Annotated in this window: 21 protein-coding genes and 1 pseudogene; 11 read left to right on the top strand and 11 right to left on the bottom strand. The window is 64.5% G+C overall.

The features are described 5' to 3' along the window. Nucleotides 1–67 precede the first annotated feature (67 nt). Both ACFTQE_RS05795 and ACFTQE_RS05790 read left to right on the top strand, forming a co-directional pair. Nucleotides 68–1171, top strand: coding sequence for a DegT/DnrJ/EryC1/StrS family aminotransferase (locus ACFTQE_RS05795; protein ID WP_376924165.1), 1104 nt, complete (start codon nucleotides 68–70; stop codon nucleotides 1169–1171). Next, nucleotides 1171–2145 carry a Gfo/Idh/MocA family protein gene (locus tag ACFTQE_RS05790; RefSeq protein WP_376924164.1) on the top strand — a complete coding sequence of 325 codons (975 nt, stop codon included), beginning with the start codon at nucleotides 1171–1173 and terminating at the stop codon, nucleotides 2143–2145. The genes ACFTQE_RS05795 and ACFTQE_RS05790 overlap by 1 nt, the downstream gene beginning before the upstream one ends. Before the next feature lie 79 nt (nucleotides 2146–2224). Here ACFTQE_RS05790 and ACFTQE_RS05785 read toward each other — a convergent pair. The 3 genes and pseudogenes from ACFTQE_RS05785 to ACFTQE_RS05775 all read right to left on the bottom strand — a co-directional run. Beyond that, a pseudogene (locus tag ACFTQE_RS05785) lies at nucleotides 2225–2428 on the bottom strand (DapH/DapD/GlmU-related protein); the annotation flags it as partial. Between the two features lie 230 nt (nucleotides 2429–2658). Continuing rightward, nucleotides 2659–3585, bottom strand: coding sequence for an NAD-dependent epimerase/dehydratase family protein (locus tag ACFTQE_RS05780; RefSeq protein ID WP_376924163.1), 927 nt, complete (start codon nucleotides 3583–3585; stop codon nucleotides 2659–2661). A 49-nt stretch (nucleotides 3586–3634) separates the two neighbouring features. After that, entirely contained in the window at nucleotides 3635–4756 is a 1122-nt protein-coding gene (locus ACFTQE_RS05775; protein ID WP_376924181.1) for a DegT/DnrJ/EryC1/StrS family aminotransferase, read from the bottom strand. Nucleotides 4757–4883: 127 nt separating this feature from the next. On the opposite strand from ACFTQE_RS05775, the gene lhgO reads away from it, so the two are divergent. After that, on the top strand, nucleotides 4884–6074 hold the full coding sequence (gene lhgO / locus ACFTQE_RS05770; protein WP_376924162.1) for an L-2-hydroxyglutarate oxidase: 1191 nt from the start codon (nucleotides 4884–4886) through the stop codon (nucleotides 6072–6074). 108 nt (nucleotides 6075–6182) lie between these two features. Here the strand turns inward: lhgO and ACFTQE_RS05765 are convergent, their stop codons facing one another. Next, a complete protein-coding gene (locus ACFTQE_RS05765) occupies nucleotides 6183–8120 on the bottom strand; it encodes a hypothetical protein (RefSeq protein WP_376924161.1) in 1938 nt (645 codons plus the stop codon). 214 nt (nucleotides 8121–8334) lie between these two features. On the opposite strand from ACFTQE_RS05765, the gene ACFTQE_RS05760 reads away from it, so the two are divergent. Then, a complete protein-coding gene (locus tag ACFTQE_RS05760; RefSeq protein WP_376924160.1) occupies nucleotides 8335–9114 on the top strand; it encodes a hypothetical protein in 780 nt (259 codons plus the stop codon). Between the two features lie 60 nt (nucleotides 9115–9174). Here the strand turns inward: ACFTQE_RS05760 and ACFTQE_RS05755 are convergent, their stop codons facing one another. Together ACFTQE_RS05755 and ACFTQE_RS05750 are read right to left on the bottom strand one after the other, a co-directional pair. Continuing rightward, nucleotides 9175–10143, bottom strand: coding sequence for a 3-oxoacyl-ACP synthase III family protein (locus ACFTQE_RS05755; protein ID WP_376924159.1), 969 nt, complete (start codon nucleotides 10141–10143; stop codon nucleotides 9175–9177). Then, entirely contained in the window at nucleotides 10136–10363 is a 228-nt protein-coding gene (locus tag ACFTQE_RS05750) for a hypothetical protein (RefSeq protein ID WP_376924158.1), read from the bottom strand. Before ACFTQE_RS05750 ends, ACFTQE_RS05755 begins: the two co-directional genes overlap by 8 nt. Nucleotides 10364–10489: 126 nt before the next feature. Here ACFTQE_RS05750 and ACFTQE_RS05745 point away from each other — a divergent pair, with 126 nt between their 5' ends. Next, a complete protein-coding gene (locus ACFTQE_RS05745) occupies nucleotides 10490–11362 on the top strand; it encodes a hypothetical protein (RefSeq protein WP_376924157.1) in 873 nt (290 codons plus the stop codon). Here the strand turns inward: ACFTQE_RS05745 and ACFTQE_RS05740 are convergent. Both ACFTQE_RS05740 and ACFTQE_RS05735 read right to left on the bottom strand, forming a co-directional pair. Beyond that, a complete protein-coding gene (locus ACFTQE_RS05740; RefSeq protein ID WP_376924156.1) occupies nucleotides 11349–12587 on the bottom strand; it encodes a glycosyltransferase family 4 protein in 1239 nt (412 codons plus the stop codon). The genes ACFTQE_RS05745 and ACFTQE_RS05740 overlap by 14 nt on opposite strands. Before the next feature lie 79 nt (nucleotides 12588–12666). After that, nucleotides 12667–15246: an LGFP repeat-containing protein gene (locus ACFTQE_RS05735; protein WP_376924155.1), complete on the bottom strand. Its 2580-nt coding sequence runs from the start codon at nucleotides 15244–15246 to the stop codon at nucleotides 12667–12669. Nucleotides 15247–15523: 277 nt separating this feature from the next. Between ACFTQE_RS05735 and ACFTQE_RS05730 the strand changes: the two genes are divergently transcribed. The 3 genes from ACFTQE_RS05730 to ACFTQE_RS05720 are packed head-to-tail and all read left to right on the top strand — an operon-like array spanning nucleotide 15524 to nucleotide 18407. Continuing rightward, on the top strand, nucleotides 15524–16336 hold the full coding sequence (locus ACFTQE_RS05730; RefSeq protein ID WP_376924154.1) for an ABC transporter permease: 813 nt from the start codon (nucleotides 15524–15526) through the stop codon (nucleotides 16334–16336). Between the two features lie 11 nt (nucleotides 16337–16347). Next, nucleotides 16348–17547: a polysaccharide ABC transporter ATP-binding protein gene (locus ACFTQE_RS05725; protein ID WP_376924153.1), complete on the top strand. Its 1200-nt coding sequence runs from the start codon at nucleotides 16348–16350 to the stop codon at nucleotides 17545–17547. Between the two features lie 8 nt (nucleotides 17548–17555). Beyond that, nucleotides 17556–18407 (top strand): glycosyltransferase, encoded by an 852-nt coding sequence (locus ACFTQE_RS05720; RefSeq protein WP_376924152.1) that lies wholly within the window; start codon nucleotides 17556–17558, stop codon nucleotides 18405–18407. A gap of 24 nt (nucleotides 18408–18431) precedes the next feature. On the opposite strand, the gene rfbA is transcribed toward ACFTQE_RS05720, so the two are convergent. After that, nucleotides 18432–19304, bottom strand: a complete 873-nt coding sequence (rfbA, locus tag ACFTQE_RS05715; RefSeq protein ID WP_376924151.1) for a glucose-1-phosphate thymidylyltransferase RfbA — start codon at nucleotides 19302–19304, stop codon at nucleotides 18432–18434. Between the two features lies 1 nt (nucleotide 19305). Then, nucleotides 19306–19914, bottom strand: coding sequence for a dTDP-4-dehydrorhamnose 3,5-epimerase family protein (locus tag ACFTQE_RS05710; RefSeq protein ID WP_376924150.1), 609 nt, complete (start codon nucleotides 19912–19914; stop codon nucleotides 19306–19308). Nucleotides 19915–20019: 105 nt separating this feature from the next. Between ACFTQE_RS05710 and ACFTQE_RS05705 the strand changes: the two genes are divergently transcribed. After that, nucleotides 20020–21453 (top strand): hypothetical protein, encoded by a 1434-nt coding sequence (locus tag ACFTQE_RS05705; protein WP_376924149.1) that lies wholly within the window; start codon nucleotides 20020–20022, stop codon nucleotides 21451–21453. 1 nt (nucleotide 21454) lies between these two features. Here the strand turns inward: ACFTQE_RS05705 and ACFTQE_RS05700 are convergent, their stop codons facing one another. Then, entirely contained in the window at nucleotides 21455–22387 is a 933-nt protein-coding gene (locus ACFTQE_RS05700; protein WP_376924148.1) for a class I SAM-dependent methyltransferase, read from the bottom strand. 129 nt (nucleotides 22388–22516) lie between these two features. Here ACFTQE_RS05700 and rfbB point away from each other — a divergent pair, with 129 nt between their 5' ends. Continuing rightward, nucleotides 22517–23512 carry a dTDP-glucose 4,6-dehydratase gene (gene rfbB, locus ACFTQE_RS05695; protein WP_376924147.1) on the top strand — a complete coding sequence of 332 codons (996 nt, stop codon included), beginning with the start codon at nucleotides 22517–22519 and terminating at the stop codon, nucleotides 23510–23512. A gap of 2 nt (nucleotides 23513–23514) precedes the next feature. Further along, nucleotides 23515–24366 (top strand): dTDP-4-dehydrorhamnose reductase, encoded by an 852-nt coding sequence (rfbD, locus tag ACFTQE_RS05690; RefSeq protein ID WP_376924146.1) that lies wholly within the window; start codon nucleotides 23515–23517, stop codon nucleotides 24364–24366. Nucleotides 24367–24371: the final 5 nt, after the last annotated feature.

Genomic DNA, 24371 nt, shown 5'->3' with positions numbered 1-24371 from the left:
CGTGTCGCTTTAGGATGGGTGGTCGTGGGAGCGTCGTTTCCGGACGCCCGTGACTGAAGCAGGTTTCATGATACCGATTACCGTCGTCGAATTCGGTGAGGACGCTGAGCGACTCGTACTCGAAGTGCTCCGTTCCGGGAATATCGCGCAGGGGCCACTCGTCAAGCAATTCGAGGAACGCTTCGCCGAGATGGTCGGCGTGAAGCACGCCATCGCCGTGAACAACGGCACCACATCCCTCGTCGCATCGCTCGCCGCACTCGATCTCGAGCCCGGCGACGAGGTGGTCACGAGTCCCTTCACTTTCGTGGCGACGTTGAACGCCATCCTGGAAGCGGGCGCGACCGCGCGCTTCGCAGACATCTCCGAGGATGATTTCAACGTGACGGCCTCGACGCTCGCGACCGCGATCACTGAGAGGACCAAGGTCCTCATGCCAGTGCACCTCTACGGTCAGATCGCGGACATGCGAGCGATCCAGCCGCTCGCCGCGGACCGAGGACTCGCCATCGTCGAGGACTCAGCGCAGTCGCACGGTTCGACGATCGATGGAAGGCACGCAGGCAGCTTCGGTCTCGGATCGTTCTCGTTCTATGCGACGAAGAACATCACGACCGGCGAGGGTGGCATGATCACCACTGACGACGACGATCTCGCCGATCGATTGCGAGTGCTTCGGAATCAGGGCATGCGTGCGCGCTATCAGTACGAGATGCCAGGACACAACTGGCGACTCACGGATCTGCAGGCCGCGGTCGGACTACCCCAACTCGACGGCTACGACGCAGTGGTCGAAGCTCGTCAGCGGAACGCCTCGTACCTGAGCGAGGGCCTCGAACAGGTTCGCGGCATCGTGGTGCCGACGCAGCTCGAAGGCAGACGACATGTCTGGCACCAGTACACGGTCCGCGTCACCCCCGAAGCGGGCGTCTCCCGCGAGGAGTTCGTCGAGAAGCTGATCGAGGCCGGAGTCTCCGCCGGCGTGTACTACCCGAAGCTCGTGTTCGACTACGAACCATATCGAGGTCGCACTGACGTCGTCATCGAGGAGTATCCGGTCGCCGAGTGCGTCGTGCGCGAGGTGGTCTCGCTGCCCGTTCATCCGCACCTCACACGCGACGACCTCGATCGAATCATCGATGCTGTCGCATCGATCGTCGGCGGAGAGTGATGGTCGCCATGGCGCAGCCTCGAATCATGCTCATCGGTGCTGGAACGATGGGTTCGCTGCACGCGAGGGTCATCGCCCAGTCATCTGTGGCGACGCTCACAACAGTCATCGATGGGCGTGAAGACGTCGGGCGAGCACTCGCCGACCGCTTCGACGCCACGTGGTCTCCCGAGGTGGCGAGTCTCGACGACGTCGATGCCGTCGTCATCGCAGCTTCGACCGAAGCCCACTTCGAGCTGGCTCGGACGGTCCTCGACGCCGGCAAGCCGATGCTCATCGAGAAGCCCGTCGCCGACAGTCTCGAGAAGACGCTCGCCGTCATCGAACTCTCAGAAGCCAACGGCGTGCCGATGATGTGTGGCCTCCTCGAACGGTACAACCCAGCCGTGGTCACGGCCCGCGCCCTGATCGAGGATCCCAAGTTCGTCACCGCGACGAGACACTCACCCTACGCCCCCCGCATCCGAACGGGAGTGAGCTGGGACCTCCTGGTCCATGACGTCGATCTGGCGACGACGATTCTCGGCGGTGAACCGTCGAGCGTCGCAGGGGTCCTCGGCCAGTTCCACCCGCTCTCCGCTCCAGGGGCGGAGGACGTCGCGGAAGCGGTCCTCGCCTTCGATGGCGGCCGTGTCGCCCACATCTCGGCAAGCCGCGTCGGACAGCGCAAGATCCGTACCATGAGCATCCACGATCTCGACAAACTCATCGAGGTCGACCTGCTCCGGCGCGACGTCACCGTCTATCGCCACGTCTCCGACCAGGCTGCGGACACCGAAGGACGCGGGTACCGCCAGCAGACGGTGATCGAGATCCCTGAGCTCGTGACTGCGCGTGAACCGCTGGCGGCTCAGCTCGAGCACTTCGTCCAACTGATCGAGGGCGTCGCCGACGCCGACGCCGAACGTCGTTCACTGATTCCTGCGCACCGCGTGGTCGAGACGCTGAAGCGGAACGCAGCACAGGGCAACTAGCCGTACACGATCGTGGCGGGGTGGGTATCCGAAACTGTCGGATCCCGCCCCGCCACGCTGTCCGTGTCAGAACACCGGGTTAGAGGGCCACGGTCCTCGGACGCGCCGGATCGCTCAGATCGACGCGTGCGATGACGCGGGCAGGAACACCCACGGCCACGCTGCGAGGAGGCACGTCGCTGGTGACGACCGCCCCGGCGCCGATGATCGACTCGTCACCGATCGTGACACCCATGTTGATCACGGCGTTGGCTCCGATGAACACCCGATCACCGATGGTCACCCGGGCGCGATCGACGTCGGGGTATCGGCGGCCGCTGACGCAACGCATCGCACTCGAGTGCGAATAGATGTGCACTCCGGAGGAGACGTCGCAGCCTGCACCGATCGTGAGCCCTCCCGACCCGTCGATGAGTGTGAATGCTCCGATCCACGTGCCCTCGCCGATTTCGGGCTCGCCGATGATCCACGCGTTGGCGTTGTACGGATTCTCGGGGAGCCCGCTCGACATCGTCAGGAGTTCTGAACGAGCGCGGTCATGCCCTCGCGGACAGGAATGCTGGCCTCGAAGCCGAGCACGGTTCGTGCTCGTTCGACGTCGGCAGCGCGGCGTGTGACGAGCACGGGCCGCGCGTTGAACTGGGCTTCGACGTCGACACCGACCGCGTCGATGAGAATCTCCGCCAGCTCCGCAACCGTCGTGTCGATGCCGGTACCGACGTTGATGGGCATCTTCGACTGCTCGGACGTGAGCGAGAGCACGACAGCGCGCGCAATGTCCTTGACATGGATGAAGTCCATCGACTGCTTGCCCTCGCCGTCGATGACCGGCGGCTCACCGTTCTTCAGGCGATTCACGAAGTGGTTGATGACCGAGGTGTAGTAGGCCGTGGTCTTCTGGCCCTCGCCGTAGACGTTGAAGAAGCGGAGTGCGATCCACGGGAGGTCCTTGCTGCGACCGTAGTAGCCGAGCAGGTCCTCATCGGTGCGCTTGCCGATGCAGTAGGGGGTGAGCGGGTTGAGCTTGTCGTCCTCGTGCATCGGCAGCTTCTCGGGATCGCCGTAGACCGAAGCGCTCGAGGCGGCGACGATTCGCTTGACACCCAGGTCTGCGGCCGCAGCGAAAACGTTGTGCGAGCCGACCATGTTGATATCGATGGATGAGTACGGGTCGGCGACGCTCTTGTTGATCGAGTCTGCGGCGAGGTGGATCACATAGTCGAACCCCTTCATCGCCGAATAGACGGCCGCACCGTTCCGAGTGTCCTGGTCGATCACGCTCACGCGCCCGGTCTTCACCAACTCGTTCGACCGGTCTCGGTCGCCCCGCACCATGTTGTCGAAGATGCGGACGTTCCACCCCTCTTCGAGCAGCAGATCTACGACGTGGAGGCCGATGAATCCTGCACCGCCGACGACGAGCACGTTCTTTTCAGTCACGGATGTTCCCTTTGCTTTCGTTTCGATCATGTTTGTGGGTCGTGCGACTTCAGCGCGAGGCCGCGATGGCATCCTCGAGCGTTGCGACGACCCGCTCCACTTCGGGCTGGGTCAGGTTCGCGTGCATCGGGATGGCGAGGTGACGGCGGAACAGGTCTGCCGACACGGGAAGACTGCCCGAGAAGCTGTAGATCGGCTGCAGGTGCGAAGCATACGTTCCGAAATTGCACTGGATGCCGTGCTGCCTGAGGTAGGTCGCGACCGCGCCCCGATCGACTTCGGGGGCGAGCGTCACGACATACGACTGCCAGGGGTGCTCGCGATCATCCAGGGCGACCGGAGCGGCGACCTGCTCGACGTCCGCGAGGAGCTCCGCGTACCAGTTCGCGGCGCGGCGACGATTCGCCAGAAGCGTCGGAAGTCGATCGAGCTGAGCCAGCATGATGCCGGCAGCGACATCGGAGAGCCGATAGTTGTATCCGAGTTCGTCGAACTCCGGAATCGGTAGATCGGTCATGCCCTCGCGCGAGATCGCAGGCGCGATGCCGTACGTGTGGAGCTTCCTCGCATGAGCGGCCAGTTCGGGGTCGTCGGTGGTGAGCGCCCCGCCTTCACCCGCGGTGATTCCCTTGCGGCCATGGAAACTGAAGGTGGCCACGTCGGCGAGGCTGCCGGCGGGCCTGCCCTTGTAGGTCGCACCGGCAGAGCACGCCGCATCCTCCATGAGCCAGAGCCCATGCCGGTCGGCGATCTGTCGAAGTTCGTCGTAGTCCGCCGGCTGGCCGAAGACGTCGACAGCCAGGATCCCCACCGTTCGCGGCGTGATCGCGGCCTCCACGGCCGCCGGGTCCGCGCTCCAAATATCTGGCCGGATGTCGGCGAACACCGGCGTGGCACCGGTCCAGGCAACGGAATGCCCCGTCGCCGGGAAGGTGTAGTCGCCGACGATCACCTCGTCGCCGGGCTCTGCCCCGAGGACTTTCAGTCCGAGGTGAAGGGCGGAACCGCAGTTGCTCGTTGCGAGCGCGTGTGCCGTGCCGGCGACATCGGCGGCGAACCGCGACTCGAGCGCCTGGCAAGTCGGCCCCGCTCCCGACAACCACCCGGAGGCGAAGACCGCCCTGATGGCCTCGATCTCCTCTTCGCCGACGGTGGGTTGGCCAAGTGCCACGACGTCTGTCAAAGGGATTCCTCGCGATCGATTGGAGCGCGCGGGGACTTCCGCGCAGGTACGAAGCAATAGTATCGAACGTCGGACCGGCCTACTGCGTGCGTCCACGACAGAGGAGCAACCCCAAGTGAATCAACAGCATGTCGCCGTGATCGGCGGCGGAATCGTCGGTCTCGCCGTTGCCGAGCGGGCGGCACGGCTCGGGCACCGGGTGACCGTGCTCGAGAAGGAAGATCACTGGGCTGCTCACCAGACGGGCCACAACTCGGGCGTCATCCATGCCGGCCCGTACTACAAGCCCGGATCTCTCAAAGCAACGATGTGCACAGCCGGCAATCGTTCGATGGCCGCGTTCGCAGAAGAGCACGGCATCCCGTTCGAGATCTGCGGCAAGCTGATCGTCGCAGTCGACGACGATGAGCTCCCTCGTTTGAACGCCCTCCACGAACGAGCGCTCGCCAACGGCGTTCCGGTCGCGCTCCTCTCCGCATCCGATGCTCGAGCATATGAGCCGAACGTCGCCTGCGTCGCAGCGCTGCGGGTCGAGACGACAGGAATCATCGACTACGCAGCCGTGTCCGTGAAGCTGTCGGAACTCGCTCGCGAGGCCGGCGCTGAGATGCTGCTCTCCACCCCCGTTCAGGATGTCCGAGTGACCGGAAGCGGTGTCGAGGTGATCCATGATCGTGGCGTGGTCGAGGCAGATCTCCTCATCAATTGCGCCGGGTTGCACAGCGACCGCATTGCTCGAATGGCGGGTCTCACGCCGGCCGCCCGGATCATCCCGTTTCGCGGCGAGTACTACGAGTTGGCGGAAGCGAAGCGAGATCTCGTCCGGGGCCTCATCTACCCCGTGCCCGACCCTTCCCTTCCCTTCCTCGGCGTCCACCTGACCCGGATGATCGACGGTTCGGTGCACGCCGGACCGAACGCGGTGACGGCGCTGGCGCGCGAGGGGTACTCCTGGCGCGATATCCGCGTGCGAGAGGCCGCCGGCGACCTCACCTACCCCGGTTTCGTCAAGATGGCCTCCCGCAATATCCCTCTCGGCATCAACGAGGTCTGGCGATCCTTCTCACAGCGTGCATTCGCGAAGAGTCTCGCGCGCCTGGTTCCGGCGATCGCACGCGACGACATCGTCCGCGCAGGCGCAGGCGTGCGCGCCCAGGCGATCGCCAGGGACGGATCCCTCGTCGACGATTTCCTCATCCAGCGGGCGCCGCACCAGGTACATGTACTGAACGCCCCGTCGCCGGCCGCAACGGCCTCGCTGGAAATCGCGCGCTCGCTCACGAAGACGGCCGGCCTCGAGACCTGAGCTCGCAAGGAGCCCCGCTCGGTGCCGACTCGAGTGCGAACCCGAGGGTCTTGTGCTGAACCGCGTCCGACCGGGCCGATCCTCGATCGACCCGGCTGGATCTCTGCGTCAGCTCCGCGGTTCAACCTCGTAGATGCGGAACTCGGCTGGTCCCTGCCGGACAGTATCCACCAGGTCGACGCAGTCCTGCTCGAGGGGTCGTTCGGACAGCACGAAGTCGACATTCTCCTGAGCGAACGAGTCGCACGAATCGAACGTGAGACGGATCTGGTCGGGCGCCGGATTCGTCGGGTTCGGAGCTCCATCGCCCGGCTCCCAAGACACATTCGCCAGGCGATTCCAGGTGAGCTCCGCCGAACCCGAGGGATCGATCTCGTTCCACATCTCCTCTGACGGCGAGCTCTGGAACCCGTTGAACGACCGCAAGCCCGATTCGACGAGGGCCACCGTCGCGATCGGCGAGTCGCCGATTCCGACCCATGTCGCCCCATCCTCGTTGACTCGCTTCATCTCGCTGACCAACTCGGTCTCGTTGAGGTCGTAGACACCTCGGTACAGCGGGTTCACCATCGCGCCGGCGAGCACGGAAGCGATCAGAAACGCGGTCGCACCGGCGGTGGCCCGTCCCGAGCTGAAGAACCAGACCGCAGCGAGGAATGCCGCAAGTACAGGGACCCAGACGAGATCGGACATGATCGGGGAGTTCATTCGCAGCAACCACACCGCGAGCGCTCCATTGACCAGGGCCGCGAGGCCGGTCGTCACAAGGGGAACCCACACCGGCACTCGCTCAGGGGCCGTCGGATGACTGCGATCCAACCTGTTCGCGAGCACGATCGTCATGACGAGCGCCAGCACGCCGAGCCCCATGCGCAGTCGGCCGGTCGTGGTCCGGTCGAGCAGCAGGAGGTGGGCCAGCGCATCCCATCCGGGCACGAACAGGTACGCGAGGAACAGTGCGCCCAGACCGAGCAGCGCCACGATCAGCCAGTCGACCTGTCTCGGACTGGAACGACAAGTCCGCACCAGGAGCCACGCGAGCGGGAGCGCGAGGAACGCGCCGACGAGCAGATACGTGGATGCCTCCGAGGCGTTCATGCCGAGTGGGAGGCCGTTCGCGTCCTCGAGACCGGGCGAGAACACGCCCGCGAGAATGGAGAACAAGTCGGCCCGACCGGACTGTCCGACGAGTTGCAGGCGCTCCCCCGGGTAGACGGTCGAGGTGAACGACTCGATGGTCGACCACCGTGTGATCACCCAGACGGCGAGTACGGCGACCCCGGCGAGAGTGCCGAGCAGCAACCATCTGAGACGCTTCAATCGTGGCCAGAGGCCGATCAGCGGACTCGAATCCCGCGTCAGCGTGTATCCGATCGCGAAAGCAACGGCGGGCCAGGTCGCCGCAATGATGAACGGGGCGTAGATCGTCGTGCCGACCACGGCGACGCCGTAGCCGAGCAAGCAGGCGAGTATCCACTCGCTCCGTCGGGACGTTCCCCGGAGAATCCAGACTATCGCCGCCATGAGGAGGAACGCCCATGCCGGGGCATAGAACGTGATCGAGAGGAACCACCATTGGAAGAAGGGCGCGAAGAAGAAGGCAACCGCGATTGCGGCCGCTGCGAATGGTCTGCGCGGCAACATCGTGACGGCGAAGAGATAGCACGCCGCGATCATGCTCACCGCTGGGAACCACCATTTGAGCGCCATCGCGTTGTCGAGCGGGAGGAAGGCGAAACCCCAAAGGTGCGGTCTGAGGACGAGGGACCAATCGAGCGCCGGAAGATCGTGCTGCACGGTGGCGTCCATACCGCCCGGGAAACTCTCGTTTCGTGCGGGCAACCCCTGTTCCACCTGCGAAACCGCCCAAGACGACTGCACGAACCATTCGTCGCTGCGGATCGCTTGCGGCTCACCCGCCACCAGACGGTCGTCGGGACCTGACGCCACGAACTGGTGCAGTATGCCGGAGCTCGAGCCGGTCAGGCCGAGGGCCACGAGCGTCACGAGCAGACCGAGCAGGACGGCGAGAGGAATGAGTACCACCCGTGCGTTCGGCAGTCCCCGGTCGGTCGGTTGGACGAACGCGGTGTATCGCTCACGAAGGGAAGGCGCTGTGGCAGGTGACTCGGGCATCGGAGAGTGATCCTAGCGTGCCGCGGGTCGCATTCTGATTCCACAGCTTGATTCGGCTATCCTATCGAGGTCCTCTCGCTCACTTGGCAGACCCCTCCGCGGGACGGGCGGAAGGAGCCACCCCGTGCACGACGTGTTCGTCACCATCGACGTCGATTGGGCTCCCGACTGGGCGATGCGTCGCCTGCTCTCGACCCTCGTGGACGGTGGCATCCGCTCGACCTGGTTCATCACCCATGAGACCGAGGTGCTCACCGACCTGCGGAGCTACCCCGAACTCGTCGATCTCGGTGTGCACCCGAACTTCCAGCCGGGTTCGAGCCACGGCGCCGACCCGGCGGCGGTCGTTGCGGAGTGCATGCGTATCGTGCCTGAAGCCCGCACCATGCGTACGCACTGCCTCGTGCAGTCCACACCGATCCTCCAAACCGTCGTCGACACGAGCCCAATCCGACTCGACACGAGCCTGTACCTCCGCGACCTCATCGATGTGTCTCCGACGGAGCTGCCGCTCGACCACGGACGATCGCTGGCGCGGGTGCCCTATGTCTGGGAGGACGATCTCGAGTTCTTCGCTCGTCAACCTCGATGGGACGGCAGCGCCTTCCTACGCAATCGGCATGGCGACGAAGAGATCACCATCGTGGACCTCCACCCCATCCACGTCGCCCTGAACAGCGGCTCGGCTGCCAGCTACAACGCGTTGCGGAACTTCCACGGCGGCGACATCCGTCGAGTCGACGAGCGCGATGCGGAGGGTTTCGTGCATTCCGGGGCCGGCGCCGCCACTTTCCTGGACGACCTGATCCTCGAGTCGAGCCGCCGGGACCTCAAGTTCGACACCCCGCTCGTCGACCTGGTCACCCGTTTCGACGAAGCGAACTCCATCAGTCGGATCGCCTGACCGACTCGAGGTCCCGCTGCAGCGCAAGCCGGGACCTCGAGTCGTGTTCGAAAGACTTGCTCAGACTGCCGACTGCCGAACGAGCACGCCCGCCATCGTGAGACCGACGCCGAAGCCCAGCAACCCGATGAGCTCCTGCTCGGAAGGATCGTCGGCGAGCTGGAAGGGCAGCGAACTCTGGACGACGTTGCCGTACCCGCCAGCGCGGAAGAGGCTGTCCCGCTCCGCGCCGAGCGCCTTCTCAGCAGCGTTGACGACGGTCCGAGAGCCTTGGTGGACGTACCAGTCGATCGGAACGCCGTCGACGAGCTTCGCGTCGCGTCCGAGGTCGCTGAGCACGGAGTTGATGTTCCGAAGAACGAAGTTGAAGACAGCGCCACCGTTCATCGTCAGATGTCCCGAGTCGCGGTCGGTCGTGCTGGTGATGCAGAGCTCAGATGCCTTGTCACCTTCGGAACGGAAGGCCGAGGCAACGATCTCCCAGACACTTGCGGCGATGTCAGCCGGTACGTCTGTCAGCGGCGAGCCGCTGACGATCACGGCGCTCGCGCCATCGGAGAACAGCGGGGAGACCTTCAGCTCCGACTCGTCGTAGAGCTTGGTGTACGTATCGGCGGCGATGACCAGCACCGAACTCACGACACCCGACTCGATCAGTGCGTCGGCGACGACCAGAGCACGGACGAATCCGGTGCACGCGTCATTGATGTCGAGGAGGAAGATGTCGCGCGGAAGCCCGAGCCTCTCGTGCAGGAGGTGAGCGTTCCCGGGAGCGATGAGACTGCCCGTCGACGACACATGGATGAGCCCGTCGATCTTGTCGCGCCACCATGTGTCATCCAGCGCGACCGCGGCCGTGACGGCGAGATCGACGGACGTCTCACCATCGGCGGTTGCGAACAGTTGCTCGAACCCGGTCTTGTCCAGAAATCCAGGCTTCACTGGCCCATGCGCCTCCAACAGGGTAGAGACGTCGATCTCGACACTCCCGAGCGCTTTGGTCGGGCCGTAGACCCAACGCTTACTCAACGAAGCCCTCGGCCCGCAGGATAGCGACGAGCTGGTCGAAGGTCTCGAAGGAGTTGAGTGCGTCGATCTCGTTCACCTTATCGCCCAGTTCATCGTGAAGGTGCGTGGTGATCTCCAGCTGATCGAGCGAATCCCAGTCACGCTCCGACGGACTGCCGCTCGCGGTCGGGCCGCCGAGTGCATTGTCGATCAGTGTCTTCAGATCCGTGGTGTTGAGCACAGACGTCCTCCTGGTTGGTCGGAATCCCTGGCACGGTCGTGGTCGCCCGCCGGGGTGTCTGAACAGAATACCTGCCGCGGGAGGGTCGAGACTGAGCTGCTCACACGCTGGATCTAGAATCAGACGGTGATCAATGAGCAGGACCTCGAGTCCGCCACCGGAACGCGCATCGAGACGACCTTCTCGGTCCAAGCACTGGATCTTGCGGGGAACGACCGTGGCCACTCGATTCTCAGTTTCCTCGACGATGCCCGGTTCATCGGCGACGCCGCAGCGAACCCATCCCTCTCAGTGCTGCTCGTGAGCCCTGACCTCGCCGAGGCGACGGGCAATGCTCTACGGGACGGAGTGAGCGTGATCGTGGTCGATGATCCTCGCTGGCACTTCTACTCTCTGCACAACGCCATCGCGGAGCGAAATCCGTCAGACTCTGCACCGACGATCGTCTCCCCCGATGCACGAGTCCACCCCTCAGCGCACGTCGCCCCGTTCGGTGTGCGGATCGAGGCTGACGCCGTGATCGAGGCGAACGCGACCATCCTCGCTTCCGCGCGCATCGGCGTTGGCGCCGTGATTCGTGCTGGGGCAGTGATCGGTACGAGCGGGTTCGAACACAAGCGCACCTCGCGAGGAGTGCTCTCCGTCGTCCATGACGGTGAGACGAGAATCGGGACTCGAGCCGAGGTCGGCTCGTTGACCGTCGTCGGGCGCGGCTTCGAACGCCGGCACACGATAGTGGGCGCTGATTCCCGCCTGGATTGCAACGTCATGATCGCCCACGGCAGCCAGCTCGGAGAGCGCGTGTTCGTTGCAGCGGGCGCTGTTCTCGCGGGCAGCACTGAGATCGGCGACGATGTCTGGATCGGCCCAGGAGCCACCCTCATCGACCGCGTCACAGTGGGCGCCGGTGCGCGCATCGGAATCGGAAGCGTCGTGTTCCGCCCCGTCGACGCCGGCGCGCAAGTGCTCGGCAATCCTGCGCGCGCTACGACCCGGTGACCGAAGACCGGCTGGCGCCTTCCGCAGCCAATTCGGAAAGAACCTGCAGATGGCGATGGGCCACGGCCTCGATGGTGAAATGCTCGTCGATCAGGCGCATCGCATTCGCGCCGACCGCCGCTCGCGCGGCGTCGGGAGCCTGCAGAATTCCGATCAGCACCTCCGCGAGTGCGTCCGGATCCGCCTTCGGGTCGTGTTCGTCGACTGGGGGCGTGATGTACAGCTCGCGACCGTCCTCGACCAGGATATCGAGGAAGTTGTCGGGCTCGATCGCCGCCACGACCGGGATCCCGACGGCCAAGGCCTCCAAGCTCGCCGTACCGAAGCCGCCGCCCTCAAGTTCGTGTGTTTCGACATCGGCTGCCGCGAGGAAGTCCGGGATCGCCGACTGCGGCTGAGCCCCGAGAGCGATCACAGCATCCCGCACGCCGAGTTGCTCGGCGACTTCGAGGAACTCCTCGTGGTAGACACCGCCGATCACGACGACGGCGGCGTCGGGCACACGCGAGAGGATCTGCGGGAGTGCCCGAACCAGTGCGAGACGGCTCCGCTGCGGGATCACGTGACCGATCGAGAGGATGATCGGACGGTCGTCGAAACCGAGCTTGCGGTGGGCGACCTCGGCTGAACCACCTCGAAGCACCTCTGGGTCGATGCCGACCGGGATCGCCACTTTGCCGCTGATCACTCGTCGATACCGCTTGTCGATGTACCGATCCATGAGGATGTCCATCACGACCAGCTTCGGCCTGTGCACACGCATCATCGGAACAACCAGCATCCGGTCCGCCATGGCGTAGACGAATGAATTGAATCGACTCAATGGGCTTTCGAGGCGAGTATGAATGCTGAGGAGCGTGGGAACACCACGTTTCCGCGCCCACCAGCCTGACAGCCATGTCAGATCGAAGAATTGGCCGTGCTGATGGACGACGTCAGGTCCGAACTCGTCCAGCAGGGCGAATACGCGTGCCTTCGCCTTCGGCGACGAGGTGAAGCCGATATCGAAGTTCGCCGCGAAGCGCGTCTTCGGCAGCGTCCATGCGGGAAGGCGGATGATCCGCACGCCTTGGCTGACCTCGTCCAGGGGCGCATCACCGTACGTCGCGGTGAGCACGAGGACTTCGTGCCCTGCCGCGGCGTAGGCACGCGCCAAGTGCTGGGCGAGGTGGGCGGAACCGCCGGGCCGAGGCGGGTAGAAGTTGTTGATGACTGCGATTCTCATTTTGCTCACGTGTGCGCGATCCGGATGTACGCCGTCCGACGCAACCGCCCAAGCGTAGCAACACCGCTCGCGCGAACCGTCACCGAACCGGATCGCCTGCGGCGTTCGTCCGGAGCACGCCTCCCTGGAAGGACTGGGAACAGCCGGTGGCACCGCACACCGCGTCGCCCGTCGGGTAGCCCAGCGCCCCGGCCGCGCCGGCGAGCGCGAAGTACTGCACGCGAATCGCACCGGTCACGGCATGAGTACCAGTCTGCGTCGAGTTGTAGATCGAAGCGTTCTGAAACGCCTGTCCCGTTCCCCCTCCGCCGTAGGGCAAGGCGACCGCTGGCGTCGTCGGAAGTCCCCACGACCCCGCGGGCCCACCCGCCGACGTATAGGGCTCGAGGAACGGATGGAGGACGGCCTGCGCGCCCGTCGCCTCCCACGCGTAGATGGAACCCTGCTGGAACGGCTGGACGCAGCCATTGCCGGGTTGCCCGCACGTCGCATCGGCGGTCGGGTAGCCGAGCGCCCCGGTGGCACCGCCGTAACCGAAGTAGATCCCTCGAATCGCGCCGGATACGAAGTAGCCCTGGCCTGCCGAGGTCGCGTACGCCGACCCGGAGGTGAAGGCCTGACCGGTACCGCCGGGAAGAGGAATCGTATGCGTCGTCGGCCAACCCCACGCAGCGCCAGGTCCGCCGGCCCGGTCGTACGCATCTCGGATCACTCCGCTGACACCGAACGCACCGGTTGCCGCGGTCCAGTGGACCGTCGCACCCTCAAACTCCTGCCTGCAGGACCCTCCCGGAGATCCGCAGGTGAGACTGCTCGTCGGCCAGCCGAACCGACCGGCTGCGCCTGCGTTCGCGAAGTAGGCGTCTCGGACTACGCCGTAGACGGCGAACGCACCGCCGCCGTACTTCCGGAAGATCGCACCGGATGCATACCCCTGAGCGAGGCCGCCACCCCCATAGGGGTAGTAGACGAGCGGACCCGATACCGGTCCCAGAACGCCCGAGGCCCCTCCGAGAATGCCATGCGCGGCTTCGATGTCCGGCGCAGCGACCCTCGCGGCCCCGTTCGACGGATCCATGATCACCCCGAATTGGAAGTCCTGCGAGCAGGTCCCATCGGCCCCGCACGAAGCCGGGCCGGTCGGGAACCCGAGGCGCCCGGTGGCTCCGCCGTTCGTGAAGTAGAGGTCACGTATCGCACCCTCGACGAAGTACGCCGTCGACCCGAGTGCGAACGCAGACCCCTTCGTGAACGCCTGCCCGACGCCGGCACCACCCGCCAGGTTCACGAGCGCGCTCGTCGGGGAGCCCCAGCTGCCGAATCCGCCAGCGGCGGCGTAGGCCGTCCGGATCGCCCCCCACGTCGCGTGCGCCCCACCGGCCTGCGTCCAATACACGTCGCCGCCCGCGAATCGCTGGATGCACGCGCCCCCTGGGAGCCCGCAATCCTGGTCCGCCACAGGCCAACCGAGCGGGCCGGCAGCACCGTTCTGCTCGAAGTAGCCGTCACGCATCGGCGCCTTCACGAGGAACGTCCCCGCTTGCGAGGAGTACACGGAGCCGCCGGTGAACAGCTGCCCCAGCCCACCGCCGTTCTCCGAGATGGGCTGTTGATTCAACACGGGCCAACCGATCGGGCCGGCTGCTCCGCCGAACCTGAAGTAGTAATCCCGGATCGCTCCCGCGCGCAGCGTCAACGCACCGGTCGAAGCAGTCCAGTAGATCGAGCCGTACTGGAACGCCTGGCCGAGGCCGCCGCCATTCTCGGAGATCGTCAGGACTTCCGTGATCGGCTGGCCGAGATGTCCGGTCGGTCCGCCCTGCGCGGCGTACTCCGATGAGATGGCCATCCGGCCGTCCGGGCCGACTGTCGGACCGAACCAGTTGATGTAGAACATCCAGAAGTTGCGGTTCCCGTACGCGCTGCATGCATCGCCGAGACCGCCGAGGTTCGCGAGCGCGGCGGCGTTCGGAGTATATGGCGTGTAGTAATACAGCGCCGCCGTCGCCCGATTTCGTACGAGCACGCTGCGGGAACCGCACCCGGCATTCGGGTGATACCGGATCGCGTTGTACTCCCCGACGCGGATCGAGGTGAAGGATCCCGCTGGATTGCCGTACCACGTGAGCTGACGCCCCGCTGCGAAGATCTGGTTGAAGAACCCGTAGTAGGTGGAATCGCACGAGGCCGTGTCCGGGCACCCGTATCCCATGGCCTTGCGCATGACGCCGTCGCTCGGTGCACGGTCCGAAACGAGGCTCTGTTCCTTCTGCAGCGTGACCAGGATCACTTTGGCGCTGAGATTGCAGGCCTGCTGCACTTTGAAGATGATGCGTGCGGCCGACTCGGCCGCACCGCCGTGATAGGTGCCGCAGGTACCGAAGGACCAGGTCCTCGTCGGTGTGTCCGCTCGGTACACCGCCAAACAGTTCGAGTTCAGACATGTGCCAACTCGCGCTTCGAGGAACCGTTGAATCTCGGCTTCGGACATCGCGGAACCGTTGTAGAAGTTCGCGTCGCTGATGATGTAGCCGGGATCCCAGTCCGCGGCAGTAACGGCCTGTGCTCGATCTGCGCCGACCCCGATGGGAGCGAGAACCGCAGCGACGAGCGCCAGAATGACGACGAGAACGCGCCCCCGCCTCCATGCGTTCAACATCGATACCCCCCGGTCGATCCCCCGCCCTGCAACTGCCAGAGACTGTCGCGTTTCAGGTTATGCCCTGAGCGGCGAACTTGGACAGAGGGACACGGTTCGTCACCGCCACGGCGAGCGAACATGAGATCGACAGTCGGTAAGATCGTCTGACACCCACAGACTGGAAGTACTTCATATGCCTGAACCCAGCGGAGCCTCCGGCACCCGGGTGGTTGACGAACCGCTGCGACGCATCGGCCGCGACTCTTCGCTCGGACGAGGAACCTGGCAATCGCTGGTGGAGGTCCTCGGCCACCGGGAGCTGCTCGGCCGGCTCGTCAGCCGCGAGGTGCGGGCGAAATACAAGAACAGCAGCCTCGGCATCGTGTGGTCCCTGATGCGACCACTTGCGCAGCTCCTCATCTACTACGTGGCGATCGGGCAGTTCCTGGGGGCCGCGCGGTCGATTCCGGACTTCGCCATCTTCGTGTTCACCGGGTTGACCGCCTGGAGCCTCTACAGCGAGATCATCACCGCCGGCACCAACTCCATCGTGAACAATGCAGGGCTCGTCAAGAAGGTCTACGTACCACGCGAGATATTCCCGCTGGCGGCGGTCGGCGCCTCGGGATTCAACTTCGTCGTCCAGTTCGTGATCCTCGTGGTCGCGACTGTCGTGCTCGGCCAGGCGCCACTGCACGCGGACCTCGTCTACCTGCCGCTCAGCATCGCACTCATCCTCATCTTCGCCACCGCGCTTGCGCTCGTGCTCTCCGCGTTGAACGTCTACCTCCGCGATGTCCAGCACCTCATCGAGATCCTGCTCCTGGTTCTCTTCTGGGCGTCGCCGATCGTCTACTCGATGGGCTTTGTTCACTCTGCGATCGGCGGAACGGTGCTCGAAGAGCTCTACCTCGCGAATCCGGTCACGCTCGGCGTCCTCGGCATGCAGAAGGCCATGTGGATGTCGGGGAGCGAAGACCCCGCGCAGTACTGGCCCGATCTCCTCTGGTTGCGCATGCTCGTGGCGATCGTCATCTGCGGAATTCTGCTGCTCATCGGGCAGCGCATCTTCTCCCGACTTCAAAGCAACTTCGCGCAGGAACTGTGAGCAGCACGACCATGGCAGAGCCACTCGTCCGCGTCGACCGCGTCTCGAAGCGCTTCGTCCTCCACAAGGACAAGTCGTTGAAGGATCGCGTGCTCTATTGGAAGGCGCGCTCCAAATCGCGTTCGGAGTTCTTCGCGCTTCAGGATGTCAACCTCGAAATCGGACTCGGCGAGACCGTCGGCCTCATCGGCCACAACGGTTCCGGCAAGAGCACGCTTCTCAAAGTGATCGGCGGCATCATCGAGGCGAGCGATGGAGCTGTATTCCGTCGCGGCCGCGTCGCGGCTCTCCTCGAACTCGGTGCCGGCTTCCATCCGGACCTGTCGGGCAGGGACAATGTCTACCTCAACGCCGCACTCCTGGGCATGTCGACGGCAGACACCGACGCCGTCTTCGACGAGATCGTCGAGTTCTCGGGGATCGGTGAGTTCATCGACTCGCAAGTCAAGTTCTATTCCTCGGGCATGTACGTTCGCCTGGCGTTCGCAGTTGCCGTGCACTCGGATCCCGACCTGTTGCTGGTTGACGAGGTCCTCGCAGTCGGCGACGAGCCCTTCCAGCTGAAGTGCATGAACAAGATCCGTCAGTTTCAACAGGAGGGGCGCACGATCGTGCTCGTGAGCCACTCCTCAGAACAGGTGGCCGACGTCTGCACTCGCGCCGTTGTGCTCGATGGCGGCCAGGTGATGCACGACGGCGACGTCGGCGAAGGTATCCGCGTACTGCGCGACGGCTACGAGCGTGATCGGATCGCGGGCCATGAGAACGACCCGGGCGATCCGCAACGCCGGGCCGTGGAGATCGCGTCGGTGTCCGTGACGGACGCTGCTGGCAACCCGTTGCCCTCCACCCCGATCGAACGCGGCACCGGATTGCTGGTGACCATCCACGCCGAAGTGGTCGAGCCGACCGCCTGGATCACCGGATTCACCCTTCAGTCGACCCTCGGACAGGCGATCTACCGGCTCAACACCGAGGGGCTCGGGATCGAGCTTCCCACGAGTCCCGGCCGCTACGACGTGCAGTTCTCGATCCCCTCCACCAACTTCGGCCTCAGTCGCCTGGTGCTGAGCGCCGGCGCCACCGACGCCGCCGGTGAACCGCTCGCGCTGCTCGAGCCTGCAGGTCTCCTCGATTTCGCCGACGACCCGTTCGGCGCGGGCGTCGTGCAGTTCGCGGCGGCCGGCAGCGTGACGCCGGTAGCCACATGAGCGGGGCGATGCAGCCGACCATCGCCGTCGTATCGGTGAGCTATCGCTCAGAGGCCGAGCTTGCGTCGATGCTGCGCAGCCTGCCCGACGCGGCATCCGTTCCTCCCCTCGTCGTCGTCGCAGACAACCTCCCCGGCGCGGGCAGCACGCAGCAGGTCGTCACGGCAGCAGGAGGTCTCTACTCGCCGATGACGTCGAACCTCGGGTACGGCGGCGCCATCAATGCCGTCGTCCACGACCTTCCGCCGGAGATCGAATGGGTGATGATCACGAACCCCGATGTCGTGTTCCACTCGGGAGCGATCGATCGGATGATCCGTGTCGGACGGGAATCCGACGATATCGGTGCGGTCGGCCCCCTCGTCCTCAACGATGACGGCAGCGTGTACCCATCGGCCCGAGTCGTGCCCGGACTCCGCGTCGGGTCAGGGCATGCCCTGTTCTCGAGGGTGTGGCCGTCGAACCCCTGGACGCGGCGGTATCACGCATCGGCGACTTCGACCGTCGAGCGCGATGCCGGGTGGCTGTCCGGCGCCTGCGTACTCGTGCGTCGTGCCGCATTCGAAATGGTCGACGGCTTCGACGAGGGATTCTTCATGTACTTCGAAGACGTCGACCTCGGTTATCGCCTGGGTCGGGCAGGTTGGCGGAACCGGTTCACCCCCGCAGCGCAGGTGACGCACACCGGAGGTCATTCCACGGCCGGCGAGTCTGCGGCGATGGTTCGAGCACACCACCAGAGTGCTGAGCGCTTCATTCAGAAGAAGTACCCCGGCGCGGTGAACGGGCCAGTCCGGCTCGTGCTCCTGACTGGACTACGGCTCCGCTCGACGATGGCGGTTCGTCGAGCGGGCCGCTGACCCGCGTCAATTCGTTGAACTGGTCTACGAGGACTTCTGCGCAAGCAGCGAACGCAGGTATGCGCCGTAACCGCTCTTGACGAGGGGGGACGCCAGCGCTGCCAACTGCTCATCATCGATCCAGCCCGCTCGCCACGCGATTTCCTCGATGCAGCCGATCTTGAAGCCTTGCCTGTCCTCGATCACGCGCACGTACTCGGAGGCTTGCATCATCGACTCGAACGTTCCGGTGTCCAGCCATGCGGTGCCGCGATCCAAGACCTGAACGCTGAGCTTGCCGGCCTCGAGGTACCGCTCGTTGACCGTCGAGATCTCGAGCTCGCCACGGGCGCTCGGTTCGATGGTCTTCGCGATGCGGACGACGTCGTTGTCGTAGAAGTACAACCCTGGAACTGCGAAGTTGCTCTTGGGATTGACCGGCTTCTCCTCGATGGAGAGGGCGGTGAAGTCGTCGTCGAACTCCACGACGCCGTATGCGGTCGCGTCGCTCACCTGGTACGCGAAGATGAGTGCACCATCGATGTCGTTGTTCCTGCGTAGCGCGGACCCGAGCCCGGTTCCATGGAAGATGTTGTCACCGAGGACCAGCGCGACCGACTCGTCTCCGATGAACTCTTCACCGATGATGAACGCTTGCGCGAGTCCGTCAGGACTCGGTTGCACTGCGTATTCGAGCCGGATCCCGAGCGTCGAACCGTCGCCGAGCAGTGCGCGGAACTGTTCGTTGTATTCGGGTGTCGTGATGACGAGGATCTCGTTGATCCCGGCCATCATGAGCGTCGAGAGCGGGTAGTAGACCATGGGCTTGTCGTAGATCGGCATCAGCTGCTTCGAGATGCCCTTGGTGATCGGCCAGAGTCGAGTACCAGACCCGCCGGCCAGGATGATTCCGCGCATGTCAGGCCTTTCCGTTGAGTTCCTCGTAATACGCACGCGCCGCGCTCCACGTGGGCAGGAGGCCGGCCGCCTTCGCTTCGGCGAGACTCGGCGCTGCGGTGTCCTTCGGAGAGAGGAGGACGTCGCCGGCGGAATCGGGGAAGACGAGGCCGATCTCGGGATCGGTGGGGTCGATTCCGTGCTCACGTTCGGCGTTGAACGTCGACGTCACGAGGTAGCTGACAGTGGCGTTGTCGCTCAGCGCGACGAAGCAGTGCCCGAGACCCTCGGCGATGTAGATCGCGCGCCGATCGACATCGTCGAGGAGCACCGAGTCCCACTGTCCGAAGGTCGGAGATCCCACCCGGATATCGACGACGAAATCAAGCACCGCACCATGCGTTGCAGTGACGTACTTCGCTTGGCTCGGCGGCACATCCGCGAAATGGATGCCGCGCACGACGCCGCGCTTCGAGACCGAGCTGTTCCCTTGGGCGAGGTCGAGCGGATGCCCGACGACTTCCGCCAACCGATCGAAACGGTACCACTCGAGGAAAACCCCACGATCATCGGGAAACTGTCGCGGCGTGATCTCGTAGCTGTCAGGAATGCTCAGTTCACGAATCTGCACGGAACCAAAGCCTACTCGACGGAGGTGCGTCGGGCTGGCGTCCTCCACCGCCGAGGCGCGGCACTACTGTTGGTTCGCAGAAGACTGTCAGAGAAGGCGGGTGCGATGAAGACGGCAGACGTCTCCGTTCCGATGGCGTGGATGGTGCGACGAGCCGATCTCATCACCCTCGTGACATGCATCGGGATCATCACGCTCTTCTCCGTTGGATTGCTGCGTCTCGCCCTTGATGGACACCCGCTCTCGGTCATCGACGAACACATCCACTTCGACTACGCGGTTCGCGTCTCGCAAGGCGAACTCCCGTGGCGGGGTGCCGTGCTCGGCCCCCAGCTCCTCCATGAATGGGCCTGCGGCGTCGGACACGAGGGTGGCGGTCTCCCATACGCCTGTGGTGACCCGCGGCTTTCGATCGATGACATCCCCTCGGGCAAACTTTCCTCGGGATATGGCCACTATCCGACCTTCTTCCTCGGCGCAGCGGCCACCGAAGCCGTGCTGGCGTGGACCACGGGCCTTTCCGACCCGCTCACCGCATTTCGCGTCTTCAGCGCGTTGACGATGATTCTCGGGGTCGTCTCCTGCGCGATCTTCGGATGGTTGATCGGACTGCGGACGTGGGGCCTGATCGCGGCAACGGTCGTTCCAGTCGCAGCCTCCATGATCGTGTTCGCCGGCACCATCGTCAATCCGTCTTCGACGGCGATCCTCACCGGCTCTCTGATCGCCGGCACCGGGATTCTCTGGATGCAGCGCGGGCGTGGTTTCGTGTGGCTCGCGCTCGCTGCAGCCTTCAGTGCGATGATCGCGGTCACAGATTCCTTGGCGGTCGGCGGCTTCGGACTCGCGATGTTGATCGCGATCGTCGGCCCTCGATTCGGCCTCGTCGCCGACGAGGTTTGGCGACCGAAATGGTGGCAGCTCCTCGTACTCATCGCCGTGACCGTCGCCCCGATCGTGGCCTGGGGCCAATACATCCGGGTGACGGCAACGGTTCCGAACAGTGCACTGTACGGCTTCATCCCTCCGGCCGGCCGAAAAGACATCCTCATCGGCGCGGCTCAGGAGTTGGCGACGCTTCATACCCCTTGGCGTGAGACAGGCGGGATCTGGGCCGATCCGGTGGGCTTGGTCCCGCGGCTGCTCAACGGCGTCTCATTCGGAATACCGCTCTGGATCACCGTGCTCGTCATCGGCGGACTGGTCATGGCAGTGGGGCGTCGCTGGCTCGAGTTCTCCCGGAGCAAACGGCCCGACCTGACAGACGACGTGAAGCGGGGCCGTGTGTCGCTGATGGATCCGACTCTGCTCCTCGCGGTCGGCACGCTGATGACGCTGGTGCTCTATCCACCAGCCCTCAGGATCTCGAATTGGATCACGTTCGGCTTCAACTTCGGCGTGGTCGATCGATACTCGAACAACCTGGCACCACTCCTCGTGCTCTTGGCTCTCCTGCTTCTGAAGAACTCGTGGTACGCGAGGATTCTCGCGATACTCGGCTCCGTCGGAGCGATCGGCGTCGTCGCAGCTGGTCTCTGAACTACCGCGGTCCCCGACCGAGGTATCTGCCGACGGCGCGGAGCGGCCGCGTGATTCTCCAGCTCGTGCTGTGCACGTATTCCGCGAGGATCTCATCACGCCGATCCGTTTCACTTCTCGCCCTCGCCAGCTCCGAGGTCAACGCGGACACCCTGTCGTGGAGGGATTCGATCTCCGCAGGCATCGCCTCGAGTCGTGCCTGGCGTGCGATGCGCGCTCCAAGCTGCTCGTAGTCGGACCGGATCAGAGCAGTCGTAGCTTCGTCGGCGTTGAAGAGTTCCGTGAGCGAGCGTGCTCGGACTGTGCCGACGGCGAGCACACCAAGTCCGTGCCCATGCGTGAACTCGAACGAGGGATACCGAGATGAGAGTTCCCCCCACAACCGCCATACCCCGAAATCGCGGTCGTGCTCGGCGACATCGTGGAACAGCACGATCCCACCGTCGCGTACTGTATCCACCCACTGCTCGAAATCCTGTTTGACATCGTCGTAACCGTGCCGGCCATCGATGTGCAGCAGGTCGACCGAGTCATCGAGGATGAATGGCCGTGAATCCTCGAACAGGCCGCGCATGAGATGGCTGGTGGCTGCGTACTCGCGTTCGACGACATCTCTCACGGACTGGAACACGTCGTCACCGTAGTGGCCGGCATGATCGTCGCCCTGCCACGTGTCGAGGGCGTAGATCTCCAGGTCAATCTCGAGTCGACGAGCTGCCTCCGAGAAGACGAAGAAGGAGAATCCGTAGTGCGTCCCGAGCTCGACGATACGAACCGGCCGAAGAACGTCGACCAGCCAGAAGGCGAATGGGGCGTGCTCGAGCCACGCGGATGTCACGATGTGTGCTGGCTGCCAGTACGACACGGGACTGAGCCAGGTTGGAGCTGCCGTCGCGGTGGATCGACGGGCGGGTTCATCGTCGAGCAATGTCATGAGCGTCCTTGGTCCGAGTCATGTTGCGAATCAGCATAGGTGGTTCGCGCGCTGAGCTCGACGGTCCTCCACAGCTTGGTCCGGATAGACTCGGTGGGCCTCACATATCGTCAGGAGACACCCACTTCCATGAGAATCCTCGTGACCGGCGGCGCCGGCTTCATCGGCTCGAACTTCGTCCACTACGTACTCGAGAACACCGACAGCTCGGTGACCGTCCTCGACAAGCTCACCTACGCGGGCAACCTCGCCTCACTCGAAGGCCTGCCCGCAGAGAGGTACCGGTTCGTGCAGGGTGATATCGCCGATGCGGACCTCGTCGACGGACTGTTCGCCGAGCACGACGCAGTCGTGCACTATGCGGCCGAGAGCCACAACGACAATTCGCTCGATGACCCGCACCCGTTCCTCGAGACGAACATCATCGGCACGTACACGCTGCTCGAAGCTGCTCGCAAGCACGGCACCCGTTTCCACCACATCTCGACGGATGAAGTCTACGGCGACCTCGAGCTCGACGACCCGGCGAAGTTCACGGAGCAGACACCGTACAACCCGTCGAGCCCGTACTCGTCGACGAAGGCGGGCAGCGACCTGCTCGTACGCGCCTGGGTCCGCTCGTTCGGCGTGAAGGCGACGATCTCCAACTGCTCCAACAACTACGGGCCGTACCAGCACGTCGAGAAGTTCATCCCACGGCAGATCACGAACGTGCTCCGCGGTGAACGCCCGAAGCTCTACGGCAAGGGCGAGAACGTGCGCGACTGGATCCACGCCAATGATCACTCGTCGGCGGTGCTGACGATTCTCGAAAAGGGCGCGATCGGCGAGACCTACCTGATCGGCGCCGATGGAGAGAAGAACAACAAAGAGGTCGTCGAGCTCATCCTGACGACCCTCGGCCAGCCGGCCGACGCCTACGATCACGTGATCGATCGCCCGGGTCACGACCTGCGGTACGCGATCGATTCGACGCGTCTCCGCACCGAGCTGGGCTGGGAACCGGAGTTCTCCGACTTCGAGGCGGGGATCGCTGACACTGTCGCGTGGTACCGCGAGAACGAATCGTGGTGGGCGCCTCAAAAGGACGCGACTGAAGCACGATACAAGGCGCAGGGGCAATAGACATGCGCTATCTCGTCACCGGGGCCGCTGGCATGCTCGGGCGCGATCTGCAGACTGCGCTCGCCGGCCGGGACGTGACCGCGTTGTCTCGCGCCGAGTTCGACGTGACCGACGCCGCCTCGGTGCGGTCGATCGTCGGCGGCCACGACGTCATCATCAATTGCGCCGCCTATACGAAGGTCGACGCGGCGGAGGCCGATGAGGACGCGGCGTACGCGATCAACGCCACTGGCGTGGGCACTCTGGCGACGGCAGCGGCCGATGCCGGTGCCAAACTCGTTTCGATCTCGACCGATTACGTCTTCAACGGAAGCGCGACGTCGCCCTATGCCGAAGACGGTACCCGCGAACCGATCTCCGCTTACGGCCGTACCAAGGCGGCCGGCGAGGAGCTCGCGCTCGATCGGCACCCCGACGGGACCTACATCGTGAGAACCGCATGGCTCTACGGCGCGCACGGTCCGAACTTCGCGAAGACGATGCTCAGGCTCGCGAGGACGAAGGAGAGTTGGGCAGTCGTCGACGACCAGATCGGTCAGCCGACGTGGACTGCCGACCTCGCCGCACAAATCGTGCTCATGCTCGATTCGAACGCGCCGACCGGCATCTATCACGGCACCAACAGCGGGCAGACGACCTGGTTCGACTTCGCGCGAGCGGTACTCGAAGAGCGCGGAATCGATCCATCGCGCATCACCCGCACCGACAGCGCATCGTTCGCGCTTCCAGCACCTCGTCCGTCGTACTCCGTGCTCGGACATGACGCCTGGTCGCGAGCGGCCCTGCCCGAGATGCGGGATTGGCGTGCAGCCCTCTCCGCGGCGTCCGCCGACGGGGCGATCGACCCCGAATGAGACCG

The organism is Agromyces sp. NPDC056965 (genome assembly GCF_042673425.1).
Classification (GTDB): domain Bacteria; phylum Actinomycetota; class Actinomycetes; order Actinomycetales; family Microbacteriaceae; genus Agromyces.
This window is presented reverse-complemented; position numbering and strand designations above follow the sequence as displayed.

Bases quoted from the DNA above. Each gene is read 5' to 3' on its own strand.
- rfbB (WP_376924147.1), top strand. From the start codon at position 22,517: ATGAGAATCCTCGTGACCGGCGGCGCCGGCTTCATCGGCTCGAACTTC.
- ACFTQE_RS05740 (WP_376924156.1), bottom strand. From the start codon at position 12,587: ATGAGAATCGCAGTCATCAACAACTTCTACCCGCCTCGGCCCGGCGGT.
- rfbD (WP_376924146.1), top strand. From the start codon at position 23,515: ATGCGCTATCTCGTCACCGGGGCCGCTGGCATGCTCGGGCGCGATCTG.
- ACFTQE_RS05735 (WP_376924155.1), bottom strand. From the start codon at position 15,246: ATGTTGAACGCATGGAGGCGGGGGCGCGTTCTCGTCGTCATTCTGGCG.
- ACFTQE_RS05705 (WP_376924149.1), top strand. From the start codon at position 20,020: ATGAAGACGGCAGACGTCTCCGTTCCGATGGCGTGGATGGTGCGACGA.
- ACFTQE_RS05790 (WP_376924164.1), top strand. From the start codon at position 1,171: ATGGTCGCCATGGCGCAGCCTCGAATCATGCTCATCGGTGCTGGAACG.
- rfbA (WP_376924151.1), bottom strand. From the start codon at position 19,304: ATGCGCGGAATCATCCTGGCCGGCGGGTCTGGTACTCGACTCTGGCCG.
- ACFTQE_RS05795 (WP_376924165.1), top strand. From the start codon at position 68: ATGATACCGATTACCGTCGTCGAATTCGGTGAGGACGCTGAGCGACTC.
- ACFTQE_RS05720 (WP_376924152.1), top strand. From the start codon at position 17,556: ATGCAGCCGACCATCGCCGTCGTATCGGTGAGCTATCGCTCAGAGGCC.
- ACFTQE_RS05725 (WP_376924153.1), top strand. From the start codon at position 16,348: ATGGCAGAGCCACTCGTCCGCGTCGACCGCGTCTCGAAGCGCTTCGTC.
- ACFTQE_RS05700 (WP_376924148.1), bottom strand. From the start codon at position 22,387: ATGACATTGCTCGACGATGAACCCGCCCGTCGATCCACCGCGACGGCA.